At 42.6% G+C, this 18,780-nt stretch carries 20 protein-coding genes; 15 read left to right on the top strand and 5 right to left on the bottom strand.

Annotated elements, in window-relative coordinates; genetic code table 11:
- The first annotated feature begins 2 nt into the window (after positions 1–2).
- Genes gmk through metK form a run of 4 tightly spaced genes read left to right on the top strand, consistent with a single transcriptional unit; the run spans position 3 to position 3,218 of the window.
- Positions 3–608, top strand: coding sequence for a guanylate kinase (gene gmk / locus DESMER_RS18220; RefSeq protein WP_042333966.1), 606 nt, complete (start codon positions 3–5; stop codon positions 606–608).
- On the top strand, positions 609–821 hold the full coding sequence (rpoZ, locus tag DESMER_RS18215; RefSeq protein WP_014904536.1) for a DNA-directed RNA polymerase subunit omega: 213 nt from the start codon (positions 609–611) through the stop codon (positions 819–821).
- Entirely contained in the window at positions 815–2,008 is a 1,194-nt protein-coding gene (gene coaBC, locus DESMER_RS18210) for a bifunctional phosphopantothenoylcysteine decarboxylase/phosphopantothenate--cysteine ligase CoaBC (protein ID WP_014904535.1), read from the top strand. The genes rpoZ and coaBC overlap by 7 nt, the downstream gene beginning before the upstream one ends.
- A gap of 16 nt (positions 2,009–2,024) precedes the next feature.
- Entirely contained in the window at positions 2,025–3,218 is a 1,194-nt protein-coding gene (gene metK / locus DESMER_RS18205; protein WP_014904534.1) for a methionine adenosyltransferase, read from the top strand.
- Positions 3,219–3,343: 125 nt separating this feature from the next.
- Here the strand turns inward: metK and DESMER_RS18200 are convergent, their stop codons facing one another.
- The 4 genes from DESMER_RS18200 to DESMER_RS18185 are packed head-to-tail and all read right to left on the bottom strand — an operon-like array spanning position 3,344 to position 6,093.
- Positions 3,344–4,078, bottom strand: coding sequence for a hypothetical protein (locus DESMER_RS18200; protein WP_014904533.1), 735 nt, complete (start codon positions 4,076–4,078; stop codon positions 3,344–3,346).
- Entirely contained in the window at positions 4,075–4,809 is a 735-nt protein-coding gene (locus DESMER_RS18195; RefSeq protein ID WP_014904532.1) for a hypothetical protein, read from the bottom strand. The genes DESMER_RS18200 and DESMER_RS18195 overlap by 4 nt, the downstream gene beginning before the upstream one ends.
- On the bottom strand, positions 4,790–5,692 hold the full coding sequence (locus DESMER_RS18190) for an ATP-binding cassette domain-containing protein (protein WP_014904531.1): 903 nt from the start codon (positions 5,690–5,692) through the stop codon (positions 4,790–4,792). Before DESMER_RS18190 ends, DESMER_RS18195 begins: the two co-directional genes overlap by 20 nt.
- On the bottom strand, positions 5,689–6,093 hold the full coding sequence (locus tag DESMER_RS18185) for a GntR family transcriptional regulator (protein ID WP_042334742.1): 405 nt from the start codon (positions 6,091–6,093) through the stop codon (positions 5,689–5,691). Before DESMER_RS18185 ends, DESMER_RS18190 begins: the two co-directional genes overlap by 4 nt.
- 237 nt (positions 6,094–6,330) lie before the next feature.
- On the opposite strand from DESMER_RS18185, the gene DESMER_RS18180 reads away from it, so the two are divergent.
- Positions 6,331–7,626 (top strand): phenylacetate--CoA ligase family protein, encoded by a 1,296-nt coding sequence (locus DESMER_RS18180; RefSeq protein WP_014904529.1) that lies wholly within the window; start codon positions 6,331–6,333, stop codon positions 7,624–7,626.
- On the top strand, positions 7,626–8,027 hold the full coding sequence (locus tag DESMER_RS18175; RefSeq protein WP_014904528.1) for an amino acid-binding protein: 402 nt from the start codon (positions 7,626–7,628) through the stop codon (positions 8,025–8,027). The genes DESMER_RS18180 and DESMER_RS18175 overlap by 1 nt, the downstream gene beginning before the upstream one ends.
- A 108-nt stretch (positions 8,028–8,135) precedes the next feature.
- On the opposite strand, the gene DESMER_RS18170 is transcribed toward DESMER_RS18175, so the two are convergent.
- Positions 8,136–9,365, bottom strand: coding sequence for a solute carrier family 23 protein (locus tag DESMER_RS18170; RefSeq protein WP_014904527.1), 1,230 nt, complete (start codon positions 9,363–9,365; stop codon positions 8,136–8,138).
- 343 nt (positions 9,366–9,708) lie between these two features.
- Between DESMER_RS18170 and priA the strand changes: the two genes are divergently transcribed.
- The 9 genes from priA to DESMER_RS18125 all read left to right on the top strand — a co-directional run bounded on the left by priA (position 9,709) and on the right by DESMER_RS18125 (position 18,776).
- Positions 9,709–11,988 carry a replication restart helicase PriA gene (priA, locus tag DESMER_RS18165; protein ID WP_014904526.1) on the top strand — a complete coding sequence of 760 codons (2,280 nt, stop codon included), beginning with the start codon at positions 9,709–9,711 and terminating at the stop codon, positions 11,986–11,988.
- An 83-nt stretch (positions 11,989–12,071) separates the two neighbouring features.
- Positions 12,072–12,524 (top strand): peptide deformylase, encoded by a 453-nt coding sequence (def, locus tag DESMER_RS18160; RefSeq protein WP_014904525.1) that lies wholly within the window; start codon positions 12,072–12,074, stop codon positions 12,522–12,524.
- 52 nt (positions 12,525–12,576) lie between these two features.
- Entirely contained in the window at positions 12,577–13,548 is a 972-nt protein-coding gene (fmt, locus tag DESMER_RS18155; protein ID WP_014904524.1) for a methionyl-tRNA formyltransferase, read from the top strand.
- A 41-nt stretch (positions 13,549–13,589) separates the two neighbouring features.
- Positions 13,590–14,279 (top strand): zinc metallopeptidase, encoded by a 690-nt coding sequence (locus tag DESMER_RS18150; RefSeq protein ID WP_014904523.1) that lies wholly within the window; start codon positions 13,590–13,592, stop codon positions 14,277–14,279.
- On the top strand, positions 14,272–15,636 hold the full coding sequence (gene rsmB / locus DESMER_RS18145) for a 16S rRNA (cytosine(967)-C(5))-methyltransferase RsmB (protein WP_014904522.1): 1,365 nt from the start codon (positions 14,272–14,274) through the stop codon (positions 15,634–15,636). Before DESMER_RS18150 ends, rsmB begins: the two co-directional genes overlap by 8 nt.
- Positions 15,637–15,685: 49 nt before the next feature.
- Positions 15,686–16,759, top strand: coding sequence for a dual-specificity RNA methyltransferase RlmN (gene rlmN, locus DESMER_RS18140; protein ID WP_085931668.1), 1,074 nt, complete (start codon positions 15,686–15,688; stop codon positions 16,757–16,759).
- Entirely contained in the window at positions 16,756–17,574 is an 819-nt protein-coding gene (locus DESMER_RS18135; RefSeq protein ID WP_014904520.1) for an FHA domain-containing protein, read from the top strand. The genes rlmN and DESMER_RS18135 overlap by 4 nt, the downstream gene beginning before the upstream one ends.
- 52 nt (positions 17,575–17,626) lie before the next feature.
- Positions 17,627–18,076, top strand: coding sequence for an FHA domain-containing protein (locus tag DESMER_RS18130; protein WP_014904519.1), 450 nt, complete (start codon positions 17,627–17,629; stop codon positions 18,074–18,076).
- Positions 18,057–18,776 (top strand): Stp1/IreP family PP2C-type Ser/Thr phosphatase, encoded by a 720-nt coding sequence (locus DESMER_RS18125; RefSeq protein ID WP_014904518.1) that lies wholly within the window; start codon positions 18,057–18,059, stop codon positions 18,774–18,776. Before DESMER_RS18130 ends, DESMER_RS18125 begins: the two co-directional genes overlap by 20 nt.
- Positions 18,777–18,780 lie beyond the last annotated feature (4 nt).

Genomic DNA, 18,780 nt, shown 5'->3' with positions numbered 1-18,780 from the left:
TAGTGGAACAAAGTCATGGATTATTAATTATCCTTTCTGGGCCTTCAGGGGCAGGAAAGGGAACCCTTTGCCAAGAATTGCTCCGTCAGCTCCCAGACCTAAAGTATTCTGTCTCTATGACTACACGTAATTCGCGTCCTGGTGAAATTGATGGAATCCATTATTTCTTTCGTCAGAAGGAAGAATTTGAAGCTCTGATTGAAAGAGATGAGCTGTTGGAATGGGCCCAGTTTTGTGATAATTACTACGGAACACCGCGTTTTGCAGTTGAACAAGCAATCCAAGCAGGGCAGGATGTTATTTTGGAAATTGAGATCCAAGGAGCATTACAAGTTAAGAAGCGTTTTCCTCAAGGGGTTTTTACATTTATTGTTCCACCGTCAATGGATGCTCTTTCTGAGAGAATTCACAAACGGGGAACTGAGAGTGAGGAAGTTATTCAAAAGCGCTTAGCCACAGCCATACATGAACTTGAGTATGTGAGTGAATATGATTATGTTGTCGTTAATGATGAAGTTCCCGAAGCTGTTGATAAATTGAAAAGTATTTTGGTTGCTGAAAAATGCCGGGTAAAACGAAAACCCTTTGTTTTTGAAGGAGGAATTTAAGTGAAACAACCTTCACTCGATATTCTGATGAGTAAAGTAGATAGCAAGTATACATTAGTTATTGTAGTCGCTAAACGGGCGCGTCAGATAATGGAAGAAGCGAAGCACGAGGATTTAGCCAAGGGTGTAAAACCAGTCAGTATTTCTTTAGAGGAGATTTCTCAAAGTAAACTCAACTACGAATGTAATCCTGAACCGAGTGTGCAATGTTAACAGGAAAGAAAATCCTCGTTGGAATTTCTGGTGGAATTGCAGCTTACAAAGCGGCAGAAGTGGTTAGCCGTCTACGCAAGTTGAACGCTGAAGTCCATGTTGCTATGACTAAGTCAGCCACTCAATTTGTGGCGCCTCTTACCCTTCGCAGCCTCTCAACAAATCCTGTGTATGTGGAGATGTTTGACGAACCAAAATTATGGAACGTCGAGCATATCGCCTTGGCCGAGCATGTTGATACAGTCATCGTTGCCCCTGCAACCGCTAATATTCTCGCGAAAATGGCGATGGGGCTGGCTGATGATTTTCTTTCGACTGTACTCGTAGCAACCCGTTCTCCGATTTTCGTTGCCCCGGCAATGAACCACGCGATGTATTATCATCCAGCGACCCAAGATAATCTTGTGCGACTCAAAGACCGCGGGATCAAGGTTATTGGTCCCGGCACCGGGTTTCAAGCCTGTGGCACGGAAGGTGTTGGTCGGATGAGTGAACCGGTTGAAATTGTTGAAGCTGTCACAAACTTTTTTTCGAAGTCTGATTGCTTAAAAGGCAAGAAAGTCCTTGTCACAGCCGGTGGGACTCAAGAACCCCTGGATCCGGTTCGTTTTCTGGGTAACCGTAGTTCCGGACGGATGGGATATGCCATAGCTCAAGCAATGCAGGAAGCTGGCGCTGAGACTATTCTTGTCAGTGCCCCAACGGATTTGCCGGTGCCAAATGGGGTTAAGCGTATTTCCGTGCAGACAGCTCTTGAAATGCACGACGTTGTTCTAAACAATTTTTCGGACATGGATGTTATAGTTAAAGCAGCAGCGGTTGCAGATTACCGACCGGCTACTAATGCGGAGCAGAAAATTAAAAAAGATGGAACTAATCGCACCATCGAGCTGGTTCCTAATCCAGATATATTGGCCGAACTTGGGCGCAGGAAGACGTCTCAGGTTCTAATTGGATTTGCCGCTGAAACTGAGAATCTTCTTGCTTATGCCCAGGAAAAAATGCACAGGAAGAATGTCGACCTGCTTGTAGCTAATGATGTCACAAAACCTGGTGCCGGCTTCGGCAGTCCAACAAATATTGTCAGCTTTCTCTTTCCGGATGGAAGAAGAATAGATTTTCCTCAAATGAGCAAATTAGAGATTGCACGTAATCTTGTTGAAGAGATTGTCAATCTCCTCGGTTAACAAAGGAGTGAAGTAATTGGCTAAAAAATTATTTACGTCAGAATCTGTAACAGAGGGGCATCCTGATAAGATTTGTGATCAGATTTCCGATGCCATCTTAGATGCCATTTATACCTTAGACCCCAATGCTCGGGTAGCTTGTGAAACCACAGTTACAACGGGGTTAGTTCTTGTTAGTGGAGAAATCACGACTTCTTGTTATGTCGATATTCCACATGTTGTACGCGAGACAGTTCGAGAAGTTGGTTATACACGTGCTAAATACGGTTTTGATGCGGATACTTGTGCCGTATTGACCTCGATTGGAGAACAATCTGCAGATATTGCCATGGGTGTGGATAAAGCTTTAGAAGCAAAGACTGGCGAAATGACAGAGACTGATATTGATTCTATAGGAGCCGGTGACCAAGGCATGATGTTCGGTTATGCCACTAATGAAACCGAAAGCCTTATGCCTCTTCCTATAGATTTGGCTCATCGCCTTGCGAGAAGACTAAGTGAAATGAGAAAATCAAATCATTTAACTTACCTGCGCCCTGACGGAAAAACTCAAGTTACTGTCGAATATGAGGATAATAAGCCTGTTAGAGTAGATACAATTGTTATCTCTACTCAGCATCATCCGGATGTTACGAATGAGCAAATTCGCAGAGACTTGCTTCAATATGTTGTATATCCAACGGTTCCTAAAGAGCTGTTAAATGAAGACACCAAGTATTTCATCAATCCAACGGGACGTTTTGTAATTGGCGGTCCTCAAGGGGACTGTGGACTAACCGGGCGGAAAATTATTGTGGACACTTATGGTGGAATGGCCCGTCATGGCGGGGGCGCTTTCTCTGGTAAGGATCCCACAAAAGTTGACCGTTCCGCAGCTTATGCAGCTCGTTACGTCGCGAAGAACGTAGTTGCTGCAGGCCTAGCCGATCGTTGTGAAATCCAAATTGCCTATGCAATCGGGGTAGCTCGACCTGTATCAGTCTCTGTTGAGACCTTTGGCACAGGAAAAATAGCTGATGAAAAAATTGTTGAGTTTGTACAACAAACATTCGACCTTAGACCAGCAGGAATCATTAAAGTCTTAGACCTTCGACGCCCCATCTATCGTCAAACAGCTGCTTACGGTCATTTCGGCCGAACTGATCTGGATCTTCCTTGGGAAAGAACAGATAAAGTGGAAGCCTTGAGAAAGCTTGCGGGTTTGGAGTAATAATTGTAAGCTTGTATAGCTTTGCTGCTGAAGGAAAATGAATTAATAAATATAGAACGATAAAGGCAGGTGGTAATTAATCCACCTGCCTTTATCGTTCTGTCAGAAAGAGTGAACTCCTTCAGCTAAAACTCAACGACGGGGTCAACCATTTGAATTTGATCTGTGTACTGCCCATTATTGATTACTAGGCTTTGGGGAACGCGGATATAAACAATCTGCTCTCCAAAATTTGTGGACATCTCATGAATAGCATAGTTTCGATTACTAAATTGATTTATTGTAAAGTCCGCATTAAGCTGTTTGAAATTCAGGATCTGATGCCCCGGTGGTATTAAAGACAATGTTCCATTTTGAAGTGTGAAAGTTGGAGGGGATATGAGCTTTGTAAAATTAACGTTGCCGGCATATTGAGCTGTAGCGTATGAAGAAACATCGATTTTTCCATCATCAACAGCTTTTCGCTCAATGAAAACATGGCGACTTCCGGTATTCGCTTGTATGTTAACGAATAAGTGATTTGAATCTGCATTAAAGGTATTGCTACTATTCTTATAGATTCCTTCGAGTTTACTCAAATCTCTTTCAGAAGGAACACGTTTATTATACAAGTCACTTATAAGATTTTGTGAGGTTGCCACAACTTGATTTTTAGTCTCATTATTTTTTATTAAGCCATTTTCCGGCAACATATATAATATGGGAACAAGCATCATTAAAATTCCAAGATACAGCCCAGCTAGCGGTAACGTTACTTTCCAGGAAAGAAGCGTAAAAAGCTTAGCTCTTACTGCCGTAAGGAAGAATACTATTACAATCCCTATTAAAAATATTAGTAAAAGAGATATCATCGCATTCATTGGACGGCCTCCCTTCTATTTGACAATAAAAAACTAAAGCCAAACAGCAGCATGGATGTAATAAGGACCTTTAGAACAAATATGGGAAATGAAGTCTCCCTCGTGAAGAAAGCAACAAGAGTTTGAATAAAATCCGTATAAACTCTCAATAATCCGAAAATCATTGCAGGAATTACAATTACAAAAGCCATGCTTACCTTAGTCAATACGCCGATCAGGTAACCTATCGCTGAGATTAAAACCATGTATAAAGCTGCAACAGCTGTACCCAGTAATAGATCCGTAAAGGGTAAGAAAAATTGGTCAACAATTAATTGGGATCTTTTAAAGGTGAAGTACATGATAACTCTTAGGAGCACACCGGTAAGTGAGGAAGTTAAGCCTCCAAAAAGAGAAGCGGTCATCAAAAAGCCCATATCTGATAGATGTCCTGTGATGTTGTTGGCTACCAGGGGTATCTCAATTCTTTTATATCGCTTTGTAGTTAACTGAATTGCAGTGTAGAAGATCCAAAAAAGCGAAAACACTATAACTAAACTGGCGGAATAAGTATTAACGGAGACCGATAATTCTCCATTATTAGAAGACATATAACTTATTCCATTTAGAGAGAACAGCAGGGCTATAATTTGAGCGAGAATAAGTCCATACAACAAAACTGAATACCCTTTAAGTTTGTAAAAATATAATCTGAGAGATATGGATAGGGGATCAATCTTTTTTAAAGACATTGTCAATACCTCCTCGGTTGGAAGCTGTTAAATGGACGCACAAATCGTCTGTCGATATAGGAAACACTTCCAGTCCCTTCTGTTTTATTACTTCGACTTCTTGTTGTAGTAACTCTTTTCGAAGTACAACGTACAAGTTGTCCTTGGCAAACTCCTCCTTATAGATCAATTCTTTGCCTTCAACAAAGGGCTGTAAAGTTTTTGCATTTCCTCTTATACCTACTGCAAGTTCTTTTAATTCCATGACTGGAAGATGAAGGAACTTGGATCCTTGCTTGATCAAGAGAATCTCCTCTAGTATTTCTTCAAGTTCATTTAATAGATGACTCGAAAGAATGATGGTTCTGGGATATTCTAAATAATCCTTGAGCAATGCCTTGTAAAAGTCCTTCCTGATAGCGGAGTCCATACCTGTTGTCGGTTCGTCAAATAGTGTGAGGGGGCAGCGTGAAGCAATCCCGATAATACTATTAAAGGTGCTTTTAGATCCTTTTGACAAATTGCTATGAGGCTGGTTGGGATTAAAGGAAAAATACTTAAGTAGCCCATTGGCAAGGCTGCCGTTCCAATTACCATAAAAGGGTGCGACTTCAGATAGTATATCCACGAGTCTAAATGAATCAGGATACGTCATACTGTCATCGATAAGTATGGTACTAGCAGATCTTTCTAAATTATTAAAGGGCTTTTGTGAATAGACCAGAAGCTCACCTTGAGTTGGTTGGATATGCCCGGCCATTATCTTTAAAAGGGTTGTTTTTCCGGCTCCATTTCTACCAATAAGGCCTGTTATGGTGTTTTCTTCTATTTCAAAGGTTAAGTCATTTAATGCCGCTGTTTTGCCGTAAAATTTCGTTAGATTGCGAGATTGTATAACTTTCAAAGCTCTTCCTCCTCCTTACCAACTGGTTTAAAGGCTAGAATCATTTTAATAAGTTCATTTTCACTAACCCCTAGCCTTTTGGACTCTATGACAAGCTCTTTAATCATCTGCTCCAATACCTGCTTTCTCCGCTTAGTTAAAATAAACTGCTTGGCATTCGGCGAGACAAACATGCCAAGACCGCGTTTTTTATAAACAATATCTTCATCAGCCAAAAGGTTCAATCCTTTGGCAGCCGTTGCAGGGTTGATAGTAAACATATCTGCAAGTTGATATTGAGAATAAATACGTTCATCTGCTTGAAGATTGTTATTAAGTATTTCTACCTCAAGCCATTCAGCAATCTGGATATAGATTGGTTTCATATTATCGGCATTTAGAATCAATTTATTTCCCTCCATGTATTTCAAGGAGACCAGTGCATTAGTGTTGTAATGCACTGAACTGAACCTATTATATTAGTTAAGGTTAATTTTGTAAACAGCAATTCAATCCTTTAAAAGCAGCTTGGCAAAGCAGAGAAATAAGTGGTATGTTAATCGTAACTGTAGTATATTAGATCATATAATTGCGTTTTGTATGACATCTGTTATAGGAAACTGAATTAGATTTAAGAAATTGAAGTAGGGGATGGGGTTATGGACTTAGAAACTAATCAAGCACAGGGATTAGAATGTACAGAGGAACAATGGCTGAAGGGACTTCGAAAAACCGTTGGAATGGTTCTACCTATACAGCACTATCAAGAAAGCTATGGCGCAATAGGGATAAAAAGTCCAGAAGATATTAAATCAATTAAGGATTTTCAGAGACTGCCTCTAACTACCAAAGAGGATTTGCGCAAAAATTATCCTTTTGGGCTTTTTGCAGAAGCTATGGAGAATATTGTTCGTCTGCATGCCTCTTCTGGAACAACGGGTAAGCCGACAGTTGTGGGTTATACTCGCGAGGACATTACACTCTGGGCTAGAATTGTCGCTAATAGTCTTAAAAGAGCCGGCGTAACTAAAAAGGACGTTGTCCAAATTGCCTATGGATATGGTTTGTTCACTGGGGGAATGGGTCTTCACTATGGATGCGAAGAATTAGGAGCAATTGTTGTTCCGATCTCAGGTGGAAACACGGCGCGCCAGCTTATGCTCATGCGAGATTTTGGCACAACTGTTTTAGCCTGCACACCTTCCTATGCCTTGTATTTAGCAGAAAGCCTCGAAGAATCAGGGATTTCCCGGGATGAGCTGAAGTTAAGAATTGGGGTCTTTGGCGCTGAGCCTTGGACTGAAGGCATGCGGGAAGAAATCGAACAACGGCTCGGAATCAAAGCTTACGATATTTACGGTCTTAGTGAAACTATGGGACCTGGTGTTGCAATGGAATGCCCTGCCCATAAAGGGTTACATATTGATGAACATTTTTATCCGGAAATCCTTAATGAAGAAGGAAAACCGCTGCCTGTTGGAGAACGAGGAGAATTAGTTATTACTAGCTTAGACAAAAAAGGTTTTCCCGTTCTGCGCTATCGAACCAAAGATTTAACTACCTTGCATTATGGCACCTGTTCCTGTGGCCAAGTAGGTTGGACGATGGATCGTGTCTCAGCTCGTGTGGACGATATGCTGATTATCCGTGGAGTTAATGTCTTCCCAAGTCAAATTGAAGAGGCGATTCTCCTTGAGGGCTTTGAACCGCATTATTTGCTGGTAGTGTACCGAGTTGGCAATCTGGATCAGTTAGAAGTTCAAGTAGAAGTCAACGAAACCAGCTTTTTTGACGAAGTCCGAGAGTTAGAAGCTCGCCAACAACGCCTTCATAAGAGAATTGAAGACGTCCTAGGGATTTCTGTTCGTATTCGTCTTGTTGAACCTAAAAGTATTCCTCGTAGTGAGGGAAAAGCAGTAAGGGTTGTCGATAAACGAAATAAGGAGGTAAAATAATGCTTCAATTATCGATTTTTTTAGAGAATGCCAAAGGACGATTAGCGGAGGTCATAAGTCTTCTCGCTGAATGCAAGGTTAATTTACGGGCTTTGTCATTGGCTGATACCAAAGATTATGGAGTGCTTAGAATCATCGTAGATGATCCTGAAGGAACTGCCGTGAAATTGCGTGAACGAAAAGTTGTGGTTTCTTTGACTCCTGTCTGGGTGCTCAAGGTTCCTGACCGTACTGGCGGGCTTGCTGAGGTGTTAAACCAGCTTGTCCAACAGGATGTAGTGGTAGAATACATGTATGCCTTTGTTGAGAAAGAGAACGAGCAGGCCTTAGTTGTGCTTAGAGTGCAAGATAAGGCTATTATGGAAAAGGCGATGAAGACACTTAATTTCCCTGTACTTTAAAGATGAATTTTTATACAACCGGGGACACCAACTTTTAGTGATGGTGCCCCCGGTTTTTGTGTTCTTAATCAAAAGAAAAAGGACGCTTACGCGTCCTTTAACCATGGTTTACTTATTAAGTTTAGCACTGGCGTTTTCTGAGTGACCTCTCAAAACAAGGTTTAAGGTTATTCCGACAACGGTTGCCCAGGCTACGCTGTGTTCCGGAAGTCCTATTCCAAGAGCAAAGATAACGGAGGCGATAATAAGGTTTTTTGTTTCGGAGAAATCTATTTTAGCTTCGATAAGTGTTCGTAAGCCCGCTGCGCCGATCATTCCGAAAAGAAGTATACAAACCCCGCCCATTACCGCTGTAGGAATAGACATGATGGCGGCTTGTAAAGGGTTAATCATACTAAAGGCGATGGCCAGGAAGGCGGCAATCCAGATATTAAAGGTGCTGTATACTCTTGTCACTGCTAAGACTCCAATGTTTTCACCATAAGTAGTGACAGGAGGGCCGCCGATAAAGCTGGCTACGGCAGTAGCTAATCCGTTACCCAAGAGAACTCTATGAAATCCGGGATTTTTAATAGGATCGGAATGAGTGATGTTGCCCAGAACTATCATGTGCCCTAAATCCTCAATAATGGTCACCATAGCTAGGGGAGCCATTACTAAGATGGCTGCTTTGTCTATGCTGGGGAGTTGAAAATTACTTCCTAATTGAACCGGGAAGAGGAAAAATTTGTCCAGTGTAAGGGTAGCTAAAATAGGTGTGAAGTCAACCAGTCCTACGCCCGCTGCAACGATATAACCAATAATGATTGCGACCAAGATAGGGATAATCTTAAAAAATCCTTTAGCATAAACGGAGAGTAGAGCTGCAACGGCTAAGGTGAAAGCGGCGATATACCAATTGCCGGAGGCCATATTCGCAGCTACCGGAGTCAGGCTTAAACCGATAATGGCAACCACGGGACCTGCTACAATAGGGGGGACAATGGTATGAATCCATTGGGTTCCAAAAGCAGCCATCAGCAGATACAGGACGATGTATACGACACCAACTGCCAAAACTCCGCCCATAGCTCCGGAAGTGTTACCGGATTGAACGAAGGTGGTTAAAGCGGCAATGTAAGCAAATGAGGAACCAAGATAGGCAGGAACTCTGCTTTTGGTTAGTAATAAGAATATAATAGTACCGATTCCTGAAGAAAGGAGAGCTACTGAAGGACTCAGACCGGTCAAAAAAGGAACTAAGACTGTTGCGCCAAACATGGCAAAGACATGCTGTAAACCGAGGGGAATCGCTTGGGCAAGGGGGAGCTTCTCGTGAATTTGAACTTCTGTCGACATAATTAACCTCCTCTTTCTAACAAAAAACCTCTTCCCCGCCCGCAAGCAAGAAAGAGGTGTCCATGTTAAAATCATGGTTCGCCATTCCCTTCTTAGTCTCACGGGACTAATTTAAAGGCAAAGGATTTAACTGTTCTAAAGCATATCATAAGTTATTCTACTTTGACAAGAGAAATTTGTTTTTTGTTATGAAAGATTGTGAAATTAATCTTAATAATGTTGATTTATAGTCACTTATAGTGTTTTAAATTGTAATACAAAGCTAAGATTTGATATAATGTATTTTGACCAATATTGACATTAGCGCTGTTGTTTAACATCGTTTAATGAAGGAGGCCGCATCATGTTTCGCTATGCTGAAGTATTGGTTGATGTAGCAAATCGGCGTCTGGATCAGAGCTATCATTATAGTATTCCAGAGCATCTTTGTATAAAGTCTGGAATGAGAGTGCTGATCCCGCTTCAAAATCGAAAGGTTCAAGGGCTTGTAGTCAATTTGCTTAATGATCTGCCAGAGGGATTAGATAGTATCAATCTAAAACCCGTGTTAGAAATTGCCGAGAGGGATAGTCTGGTTCCTGAAGATTTAATTGAACTTTCCCAATGGTTGGCGCAAACAACAGTCTGTTCTGTAGCTCAAAGCCTACATACAGTCTGGCCGCTCCTAAAAGGGAAGGTGGAAGAGTGGATTGTTCCATTGGCAACAATGGAGGATACAGATATTCAGGCTCTGCAATGGCTGGATTCTGAGGCTTTTAGGGCCCTAATTGTTCTTAACCGGGCAAGAAAGAAGGCTATTCCTCTGAAAACTTTCTTAAAGCGAGCGGATGTCACCCAGGGGATGCTTGAGAAACTACTCAAACAAGGATGGGTAAAAAAAGAGGTTCGCTTTCTTACGACGAGAGAAGATTCTTCTCTTAAGCAGTCAACTGCTGCAGGGCAAAAAAACGAGACAAAAAATTTGGAAACTTCGAGGGATAGAACCTACGAGTTGACTAGGGAGCAGTCATCAGCTGTGCAGGGTGTGTTGAGTTCGCTAGAAGCAGGTGCGTCTCAAACAGTATTATTACATGGTGTAACCGGAAGCGGAAAGACAGCTGTCTATCGAGAATTGATTGCTCAGGTTTTGGCACAAGGTGGGGATGCAATTCTTCTGGTGCCTGAGATATCTTTAACATCACAAGTTGCACGTTATTTCGAGAGTCAATTCGGAGAGCAAGTTATTATCTTGCACTCGGGTATACGTCAGCGGGATAAGATGAAGGCCTGGGCGGACATTGTGTCAGGGAACAAACGAATTGTGATTGGTGCACGTTCCGCAGTGTTTGCTCCTTTGCCCAATTTGCGCCTGATTATTTTGGATGAGGAACACGATGGGGCCTATAAACAGGATGAAAACCCGAAATACCATGCGCGGGATGTTGCTCGTAAAAGGATGGATCAACTCAAAGGTGTGGTTCTGCTTGGAAGTGCAACACCATCATTAGAAGCCTATGCGGCGGCGCAATCAGGTAAAATACGTATGTTAACTATGACTTCGAGGATCGGAAAGAGTGTACTGCCGACTGTTGAAATCGTGGATATGCGAGAGGAACTTCGCCAGGGTAACCGAAGTATATTCTCTCTGACCTTACAGCAAAAATTACAGGAAAGGCTGGTTCGCGGCGAACAAGCCATGCTTTTCTTGAATCGGAGAGGGTATTCAACCTTTGTCATTTGTCGTGATTGTGGGTATGTAGTCAGTTGTTCCAATTGTGAGATTGCCTTAACTTATCATACTCAAGGGCAGGCGATGCGATGTCATTATTGCGACCATCAAGAATTGCCGCCCCATACTTGTCCCAATTGTAAAAGTAGATATATTCGGTTTTTTGGGCAGGGAACTCAACGTGTGGAGGAGGAACTCCAAGGTCTCTTGCCAGAGGTTTCTATCTTACGTTTGGATTTTGATACAACCAGGTCTGCTGAAGCACATAACATAATCTTGAACAAATTCAGGCACCAGGAAGCTTCAATACTTGTAGGAACGCAAATGATGGCCAAAGGCTTAGACTTTCCTAATGTTACTTTAGTTGGGGTTATTGCTGCGGATCAGACTCTTAACATGCCAGATTTTCGAGCCCGGGAGCGTACGTTTCAGCTTTTGACTCAGGTTGCCGGGCGAGCGGGCCGGAGTACAAAACCTGGTGAGGTGGTAATACAAACCTACTCCCCCCATGATAGTGCTGTAGTAAGAGCCTCACACCATGATTTTGAAGGCTTTTTTTGGGAGGAGATTCGTTATCGCAAAGAACGAAAATATCCACCCTATACACATATCATAAGAGTGTTACTGTTGCATGAGAAAGAGGATCGCGTTATTAAAGGAGCTAATGAATTAGGCGCTTGCTTACAACAAGGAATGTTGGAACCTAAATTTGGAAATACTGACTTGGATATTCTTGGCCCCGCGCCGGCCGTCTTAGTTAGACTCAGGAACCAGTGGAGATGGCAAATTTCTGTCAAAGGAAAACGGCAGGATTTACTTAGGGAGTTTTTACATCAGGGAGTACAGAGATTTTTTAGAAGTTCGGCCAGTAATGGAATTATGTTAAACATTGAGGTTGACCCACTCTCAAGTTAATGGTGTGGGAACCCAAAAATTTTATTTAGTTTTAATTCTTAGATACTTTGTAAGGGTTTTATTATGAAAGGAGTAATCAGAAAATGGCTGTTTATCAAATTGTAGAAATTGGTGCAGATGTTCTGCGTGAAAAGGCTAAAGAGGTTAAAGAAGTTAACGAATCGATCATTAAGCTTTTGGATAATATGGTGGATACAATGCATGCCGCAGAGGGAGTAGGGTTGGCGGCCCCGCAAATTGGGGTTTCCAAGAGAGTGATTGTCGTTCAAGTGGACGATGTGCTGGTAGAGCTGATTAATCCGGTAATTTTGGAAAAGGAAGGAGCTAACAGCGCTGAAGAAGGGTGTTTAAGTATTCCCAATATGACTGGAGACGTGGTAAGGGCTGCGAAAGTTCGGGTTCAAGGGTTAAACCGAAAAGGAGAGATGGTTGATATTCGAGCGGAGAAATTATTAGCTCGGGCGTTACAGCATGAGATCGATCATCTTGAAGGAATACTCTTTGTAGATGTTGCGAAGAAAACCTATCGAGCTTAACGTTCTGTGCCTAATCTAACCAGGAACATCGAACTACGATAGGGGGATTAATATGCGTGTTGTTTTTATGGGTACCCCTGATTTTGCTGTACCTACATTAAAAGCCTTGGCAGAGAGTGGTCATGATATAGTAGGAGTTTTCACTCAACCTGATCGACCGGCCGGCCGTGGGAAGAACCTAAAACCCAGTCCCGTAAAAGTTGCTGCTGAAGAATTAGGGCTATCTATTTATCAACCTATCTCAATCAAAAACCAGGACTGGATTCAACAACTAAAGGATCTAGCTCCCGAGAGTATTATTGTGGTGGCATACGGGCAGATTCTCCCTAAAGAGATCCTTAAATTGCCTAAACATGGATGTATCAATGTCCACGCTTCCCTGCTTCCGGCTTATCGCGGAGCAGCCCCAATCCATTGGGCGGTTATGAAGGGAGAAACCGTTACGGGAGTAACCACTATGCTGATGGATGAAGGGCTAGATACAGGGGATATGCTCCTAAAACGGGAAACTATCATTACACCTGAATCAACGACGGGAGAAATTCACGATGAGTTGGCGACTATAGGTGCAGAGCTTCTAGTTGATACTTTAAACCTGATTGAAGTAGGAAGAGTCATACCGACGCCTCAAACAGGGGAGTCCAATTATGCACCTCTTCTAAAACGAGAGCATGAAGGATTAGATTGGTCTCGTAGGGCGGTTGATTTACATGATCAAATTCGTGGATTAAACCCTTGGCCTGGTGCGTTTGCCATGTTTCGGGGAGAAAACCTCAAAGTCTGGCAAAGCTTACCCTTTTTTCCACCAGATGAGGTTGTAGGAACGGAAATTGAACATCCAGAATCCAAGGCGGCGGTCTATCGCCCTGGTCAGATTATTCAAGTGCTGGGAGACAGCTTACTTGTTCAGACCGGTGAGGGAATTCTGCGAGTGATTGAGGTTCAACCGGCAGGAAAACGCTCCATGCCGGCTCGGGATTTTTTGAACGGCCGCCATGGTCAGGTTGGAGAAGTTTTTGAGTAAATCCGTTAAGCTGATTATTAACTATAAAAGGAGGTTAGCTTATGTTTTTTTGGGATCCGACGATGGTGCTTCTAATTCCGGCGATATTACTTTCATTATATGCTCAATTTAAGATATCTTCTGCTTATAATCGTTACTCGAAAGTTCGTGCCCAGTCAGGACTTACGGGAGCGCAGGTGGCCCGAGGTATCTTGAATAGTAATGGTCTTTACGATGTGCGCGTGGAACCGGTTGGAGGACGACTTTCTGATCATTACGATCCGCGAACCAGGATTATCCGACTTAGTGAGGACGTTTTTTATGGCAGCTCACTTTCTTCTATCGCTGTAGCGGCCCATGAAACAGGGCACGCATTACAGCATGCCTCGGGGTATTTTCCCATGCAGCTCAGATCATCATTTGTACCTGTTGCCAATATTGGCAGTGGGGCAGGTCCGATTTTAATTATGATTGGTCTTTTTATGCCGACCTATGGGTGGCTCCTGGAACTCGGGATCTTTGCTTTTGCCTTTGCTGTACTCTTTCAAGTGATTACTCTTCCAGTAGAATATAATGCCAGCAGTAGAGCTTTATCTCTTTTACAAGAAGGGCGAATGCTGGGGAGCGAGGAAATCGGCGGAGCACGTTCCGTGTTAAATGCAGCTGCTTTAACTTATGTTGCAGCCGCTTTGGCAGCGATCCTCCAATTACTGAGATTCATGCTGATAGCTCGGGGTAGAAGTGATGATTAAAGAGACAGCTCGTGGAATGGCTGTCAATCTGCTGACACGTGTGGAAGTAGAAGGTGCCTATGCTAACCTCCTTTTGCAAAAAAACATCTCCAGGTTGACAGATTCTAGAGATCGACAATTTGTAACACTTCTGGTAAATGGTGTGCTAAAGCATAGATTAACCCTAGATTACGCTCTAAGAAAGCATTTGAGCAAACCAATGTCGTCACTTCCTCACGAAGTCAGGGCAATTTTACGAATTGGGGCTTTCCAAATTCTTTATGTGGACAAAGTTCCCCCTGCGGCAGCAATTAATGAAAGTGTCGAATTAGCCAAAAACTATCCCAAATTTCCTGGGTTAGTAAATGTAGTCTTACGTAAGGTTATGGAAAAGGGATGGGATATTCCTTGGCCGGATCTGAAACGTGAACCGGCTCGTTATCTCTCAGTACGCTATTCACATCCCGAATGGTTAATTCTACGTTGGTTGAAACGCTGGGGAGCTCAGGAAACTGAAGCTTTATGCAAAGTTAATAATGAGCCAGCTCAAACTTGGATTAGAACAAATACCTTGAAAATTTCACGAGAGGCTTTGAAAGAGCGTCTAATTAGTGAGGGAATTAGCGTGGAATTAGGGCTCTTAGTGCCTGAGAGCTTAAAGATTCAAGATTTTGGTGCTTTAGAACAACTGGCAAGCTTTCAGGAGGGGCTGTTTACCGTTCAAGATGAAAGTTCCCAGTTGGTTGCCCATGTGGTTGATCCGAAACCAGGACAGTCTGTATTAGATACTTGTAGTGCTCCGGGTGGAAAATCCACACATCTGGCTCAGCTAATGCAAAACAAAGGTGAGATCCAAGCCTTTGATATCCATAATCACAAGTTAGAACTTATTGGGCAGTTAGCGACGAAACTTGGTATAACAATTATTCAGCCTCAGTTCGGCGATGCGCGAGATTTGCCTGGGATAAGGTTGGAATCCCAAGATCGAGTTCTTGTTGACGTTCCCTGTTCCGGATTGGGAGTTCTTCGACGCAGAGCCGATCTGCGCTGGCAGAAAGAAGAACAAGGTCTTCTGGAATTACCTTCTTTGCAATTTGCAATTTTAGAACGGGCTGCATCTTGTGTCAAAGATGGTGGAACTCTCGTTTATTCAACTTGTACAATCGAGCCTGAGGAAAACTTCGAACTTGTTAAGAAGTTTCGGATTGCCCATCCGGAATTTGAACCGGTTAATCTGGTTGAAGATCTCCCCTTTAAACTTGAGGAGAAGCGAGATATTCAACAAGCATACAAAGGGATGTTACAGCTTATGCCTCATCGTCATGGGACGGATGGATTCTTTTTAGCAAAATTTCGGCGTACTAATCCGCAAGAATAAATCAATTTTTATTAATTAGGAAGTTTAACTGGAATGAATTGGGTGAATAATAACTATTATGGAAAAAATTGAGCTGCGCGGTTGTTCAGAAAATGAACTGATTGAGATCTGTCAGAAAATAGGGTTAAAAAGATTTCGGGCAATCCAGTTGTTTCAATGGGTGCAACAAAAAGCTGTGCGTTCCTGGGCTGATATAAAAAACATAAGTAAAAGTGACCTGGAAACATTAAGCAATCACTTGCATTTTTCTGTCTTAAATAAGGTTCGTGAGCAACGCTCTAAGGACGGTACGCGAAAGTATTTGTTTCGTCTTGAAGATGGTGAGACGATTGAGTGTGTCTTGATGGATTATGCCAGATTAAAAGCTCGGGATAGACATACTATTTGTGTGTCAACTCAAGTTGGATGTCCTGTGGGGTGTGCGTTTTGTGCTACAGGCTTAGAAGGTTTTAAACGCAACTTGAGTGCTGCCGAAATTATTAGTCAAGTATTAGATATTTCTCAAGATATTCAGCAAGAGGATCCCGATTTTCAAGTAACGAATATAGTATTTATGGGAATGGGAGAACCCATGCTCAATTATGATCAGGTTCTTAAATCAATCCGGGTTTTGAATCAAGCTCAGGGATTGAATATTGGTATGAGGAGGATGACAATTTCTACGTCTGGAGTTGTACCAAAAATTATTCAGTTGGCTAAGGATAATTCTCAAGTGGGTCTTGCAGTATCCCTTCATGCAGCAGACGATAGCACGCGAGATAAATTAATTCCTATGAATCGCCGCTATCCTTTGAGCGAACTAATGGAAGCATGTAGGGAGTATAGCAGAATAACTCATCGCCGGATTACCTTTGAAGTTGCTTTGACTGCTGATAATTCGAAGCCAGCTGAAGCTGAAGCTCTTGCTCGATTATTAAAGGGTCAGTTAGGACATGTTAATCTGATTCCGGTCAATCCAGTAGTTGGAACTGGTATGGAGCGTCCTAGTCAAGAGAAAATTGTGAAGTTTGCCCAGGTGTTAGAAGATGCGGGGATTTCTGTTTCTTCCCGTGAAGAACGGGGTACAGATATTGATGCAGCTTGCGGTCAACTTCGCCGACAGTGGGAGGGTAAGTTAGTATGAGCCTATTGGCCCGATTTGAAGGGATGGCCGAGTTTCTCTTTACTGAAGCATTTAAAAAAAGTGCCTCCCGCCTTCAACCAGTAGAAATCGCCAAGGAACTTGTGAAGGCAATGCTTAAAAATAAGCAGGTAAGCATCTCTCAAGTATATGTACCCAACATTTACCGGGTATACCTCCATTCCAAGGATTGGGGGCCAATAGCAAGTTTTGGAGATGCTTTTCTCATTGAGTTATCAAAATACTTGTTTGCAGAGGCAGAACGTAATGGTTATACATTCCTAACTAAGCCTGCTATAGAGTTGCATTCTGATGAGACTGTTAGTCCCCGGCAAATGGCTATTGAAGTAGATTTTGATGACTCAATTGTCGTTGACTGGGGAGAGGATGATCAGGAGACAGCCAAAGATAACGAACAACTTCAACTTAATCAATCGAACTGGCGAGAAAGCACGACAATCTTTAGAGATAGTATCAAGAATAACTTGTCAGTCGAGGGAATAGCCGGCAGGAATTCAAATTACTATATAGAAATTATAGAAGGGCCGGATATGGGGCAGAGGTTTTCACTTCAGGATGAAGAAGCTATTGTTGGTCGTCATAGCCAATGTAATTTGGTGCTTCATGATCCAGAAATTTCCAGAAGACACCTAAAGATTGCCCCGGGAGGAGATAACGGTTGGTGGCTTGATGACTTAGGAAGTACGAATGGAACATTTGTCAATGGTCAAAGAATCACCCATCATACAACCGCCCCCGGAGATCGTATAACCATCGGACAAAGTACATTGGTTATACAAAGATCCCCTCTGCCGTGATGTTATGGAGAATTAGTGGTGTTCAACCTCTATTTTCGACTGGGAGGATTGTATGCAATTTGTTTTAGTGATAGGACGGCTTGCTTTTGTTGCCCTGATCTACCTTTTTATATTTCGCATTTTTACAGCTCTTTTGGCGGATCTCCAAATGAAGGGAGTTTTTCAACGCTCATCGAATGAATGTGGGCGTTTAGAGGTTCTTACCGGCGGAGAAACCCTTTCACGAGGGCGCGTCTTTAAAGTAGATGGGAAGGGGCTGCGTGTAGGAAGAGGCAAGCATAACGATATTGTTTTGCCGGATCATTTTGCATCCATTGATCACGCTGTTTTTCGGTTGCAAAAAGGACAAACTATATTAGAAGACTTGGGAAGTACGAATGGAACCTGGGTTAATGGAGAGCAAATCCATTCTCCGGTTCAAATGGTAGCTGGAGACTATGTGAAAATTGGAAGCATTACCTTCCAATACTCGAGGTGGCAAAATGAGAGTTCTAAGCTTTAGTGAAAAAGGTTGTATTCGAAAAAATAATGAGGATTCTTTTTTGGTATTATCAGACCAAGGTCTTTATGCTGTTGCGGATGGTATGGGAGGACACCGAGCAGGTGAAGTGGCTTCTTCCGTGGCCTTGCATGAGCTGGAGATGTGGATTCCTCGCCTGGAGGGGCTGGAAGACCTGGCCTTGGAAAATGGAATAACTGAAGCCTTTATTCAAGCAAATCGGGTGGTAAATGAATCGTCATTGACTGAACCGGAAAATGCGGGTATGGGGACAACATTGACGGTATTGTTGATCCGGGATGAGAAAGTAGTTATTGCCCATGTTGGTGATAGTCGAGCGTATCTATGGCGCAATGAGATGCTGACACCTTTAACTATGGATCATTCCTTAGTTGGCGAACTTGTTAGATTAGGCCAGATCTCACTCGATGAAGCTAAAAAACACCCTCAACGCAATGTCTTAATGCGTGCAATTGGAGCAGATCCCACCATTGAAGTAGATTGTAGGAGCATTGGTTTGCAAGCGAAAGATGTATTCCTCCTATGCACAGATGGCTTTTCAAATATGATCAGCGACCAGGAACTAACGGAAGAATTTCTTGAACCCAGCTCCTGGGAAGAACGGTTTGAAAAATTAAGAAATCTGACGCTGGAAAGAGGAGCCCCAGATAATTTTACAGCCTTATGCTGTATTATGGAGTAATACT

Source organism: Desulfosporosinus meridiei DSM 13257, assembly GCF_000231385.2.
Lineage (GTDB): Bacteria > Bacillota > Desulfitobacteriia > Desulfitobacteriales > Desulfitobacteriaceae > Desulfosporosinus > Desulfosporosinus meridiei.
Note: the sequence above shows the minus strand (reverse complement) of the source record. Positions and strands in the feature narration are given on the sequence as shown.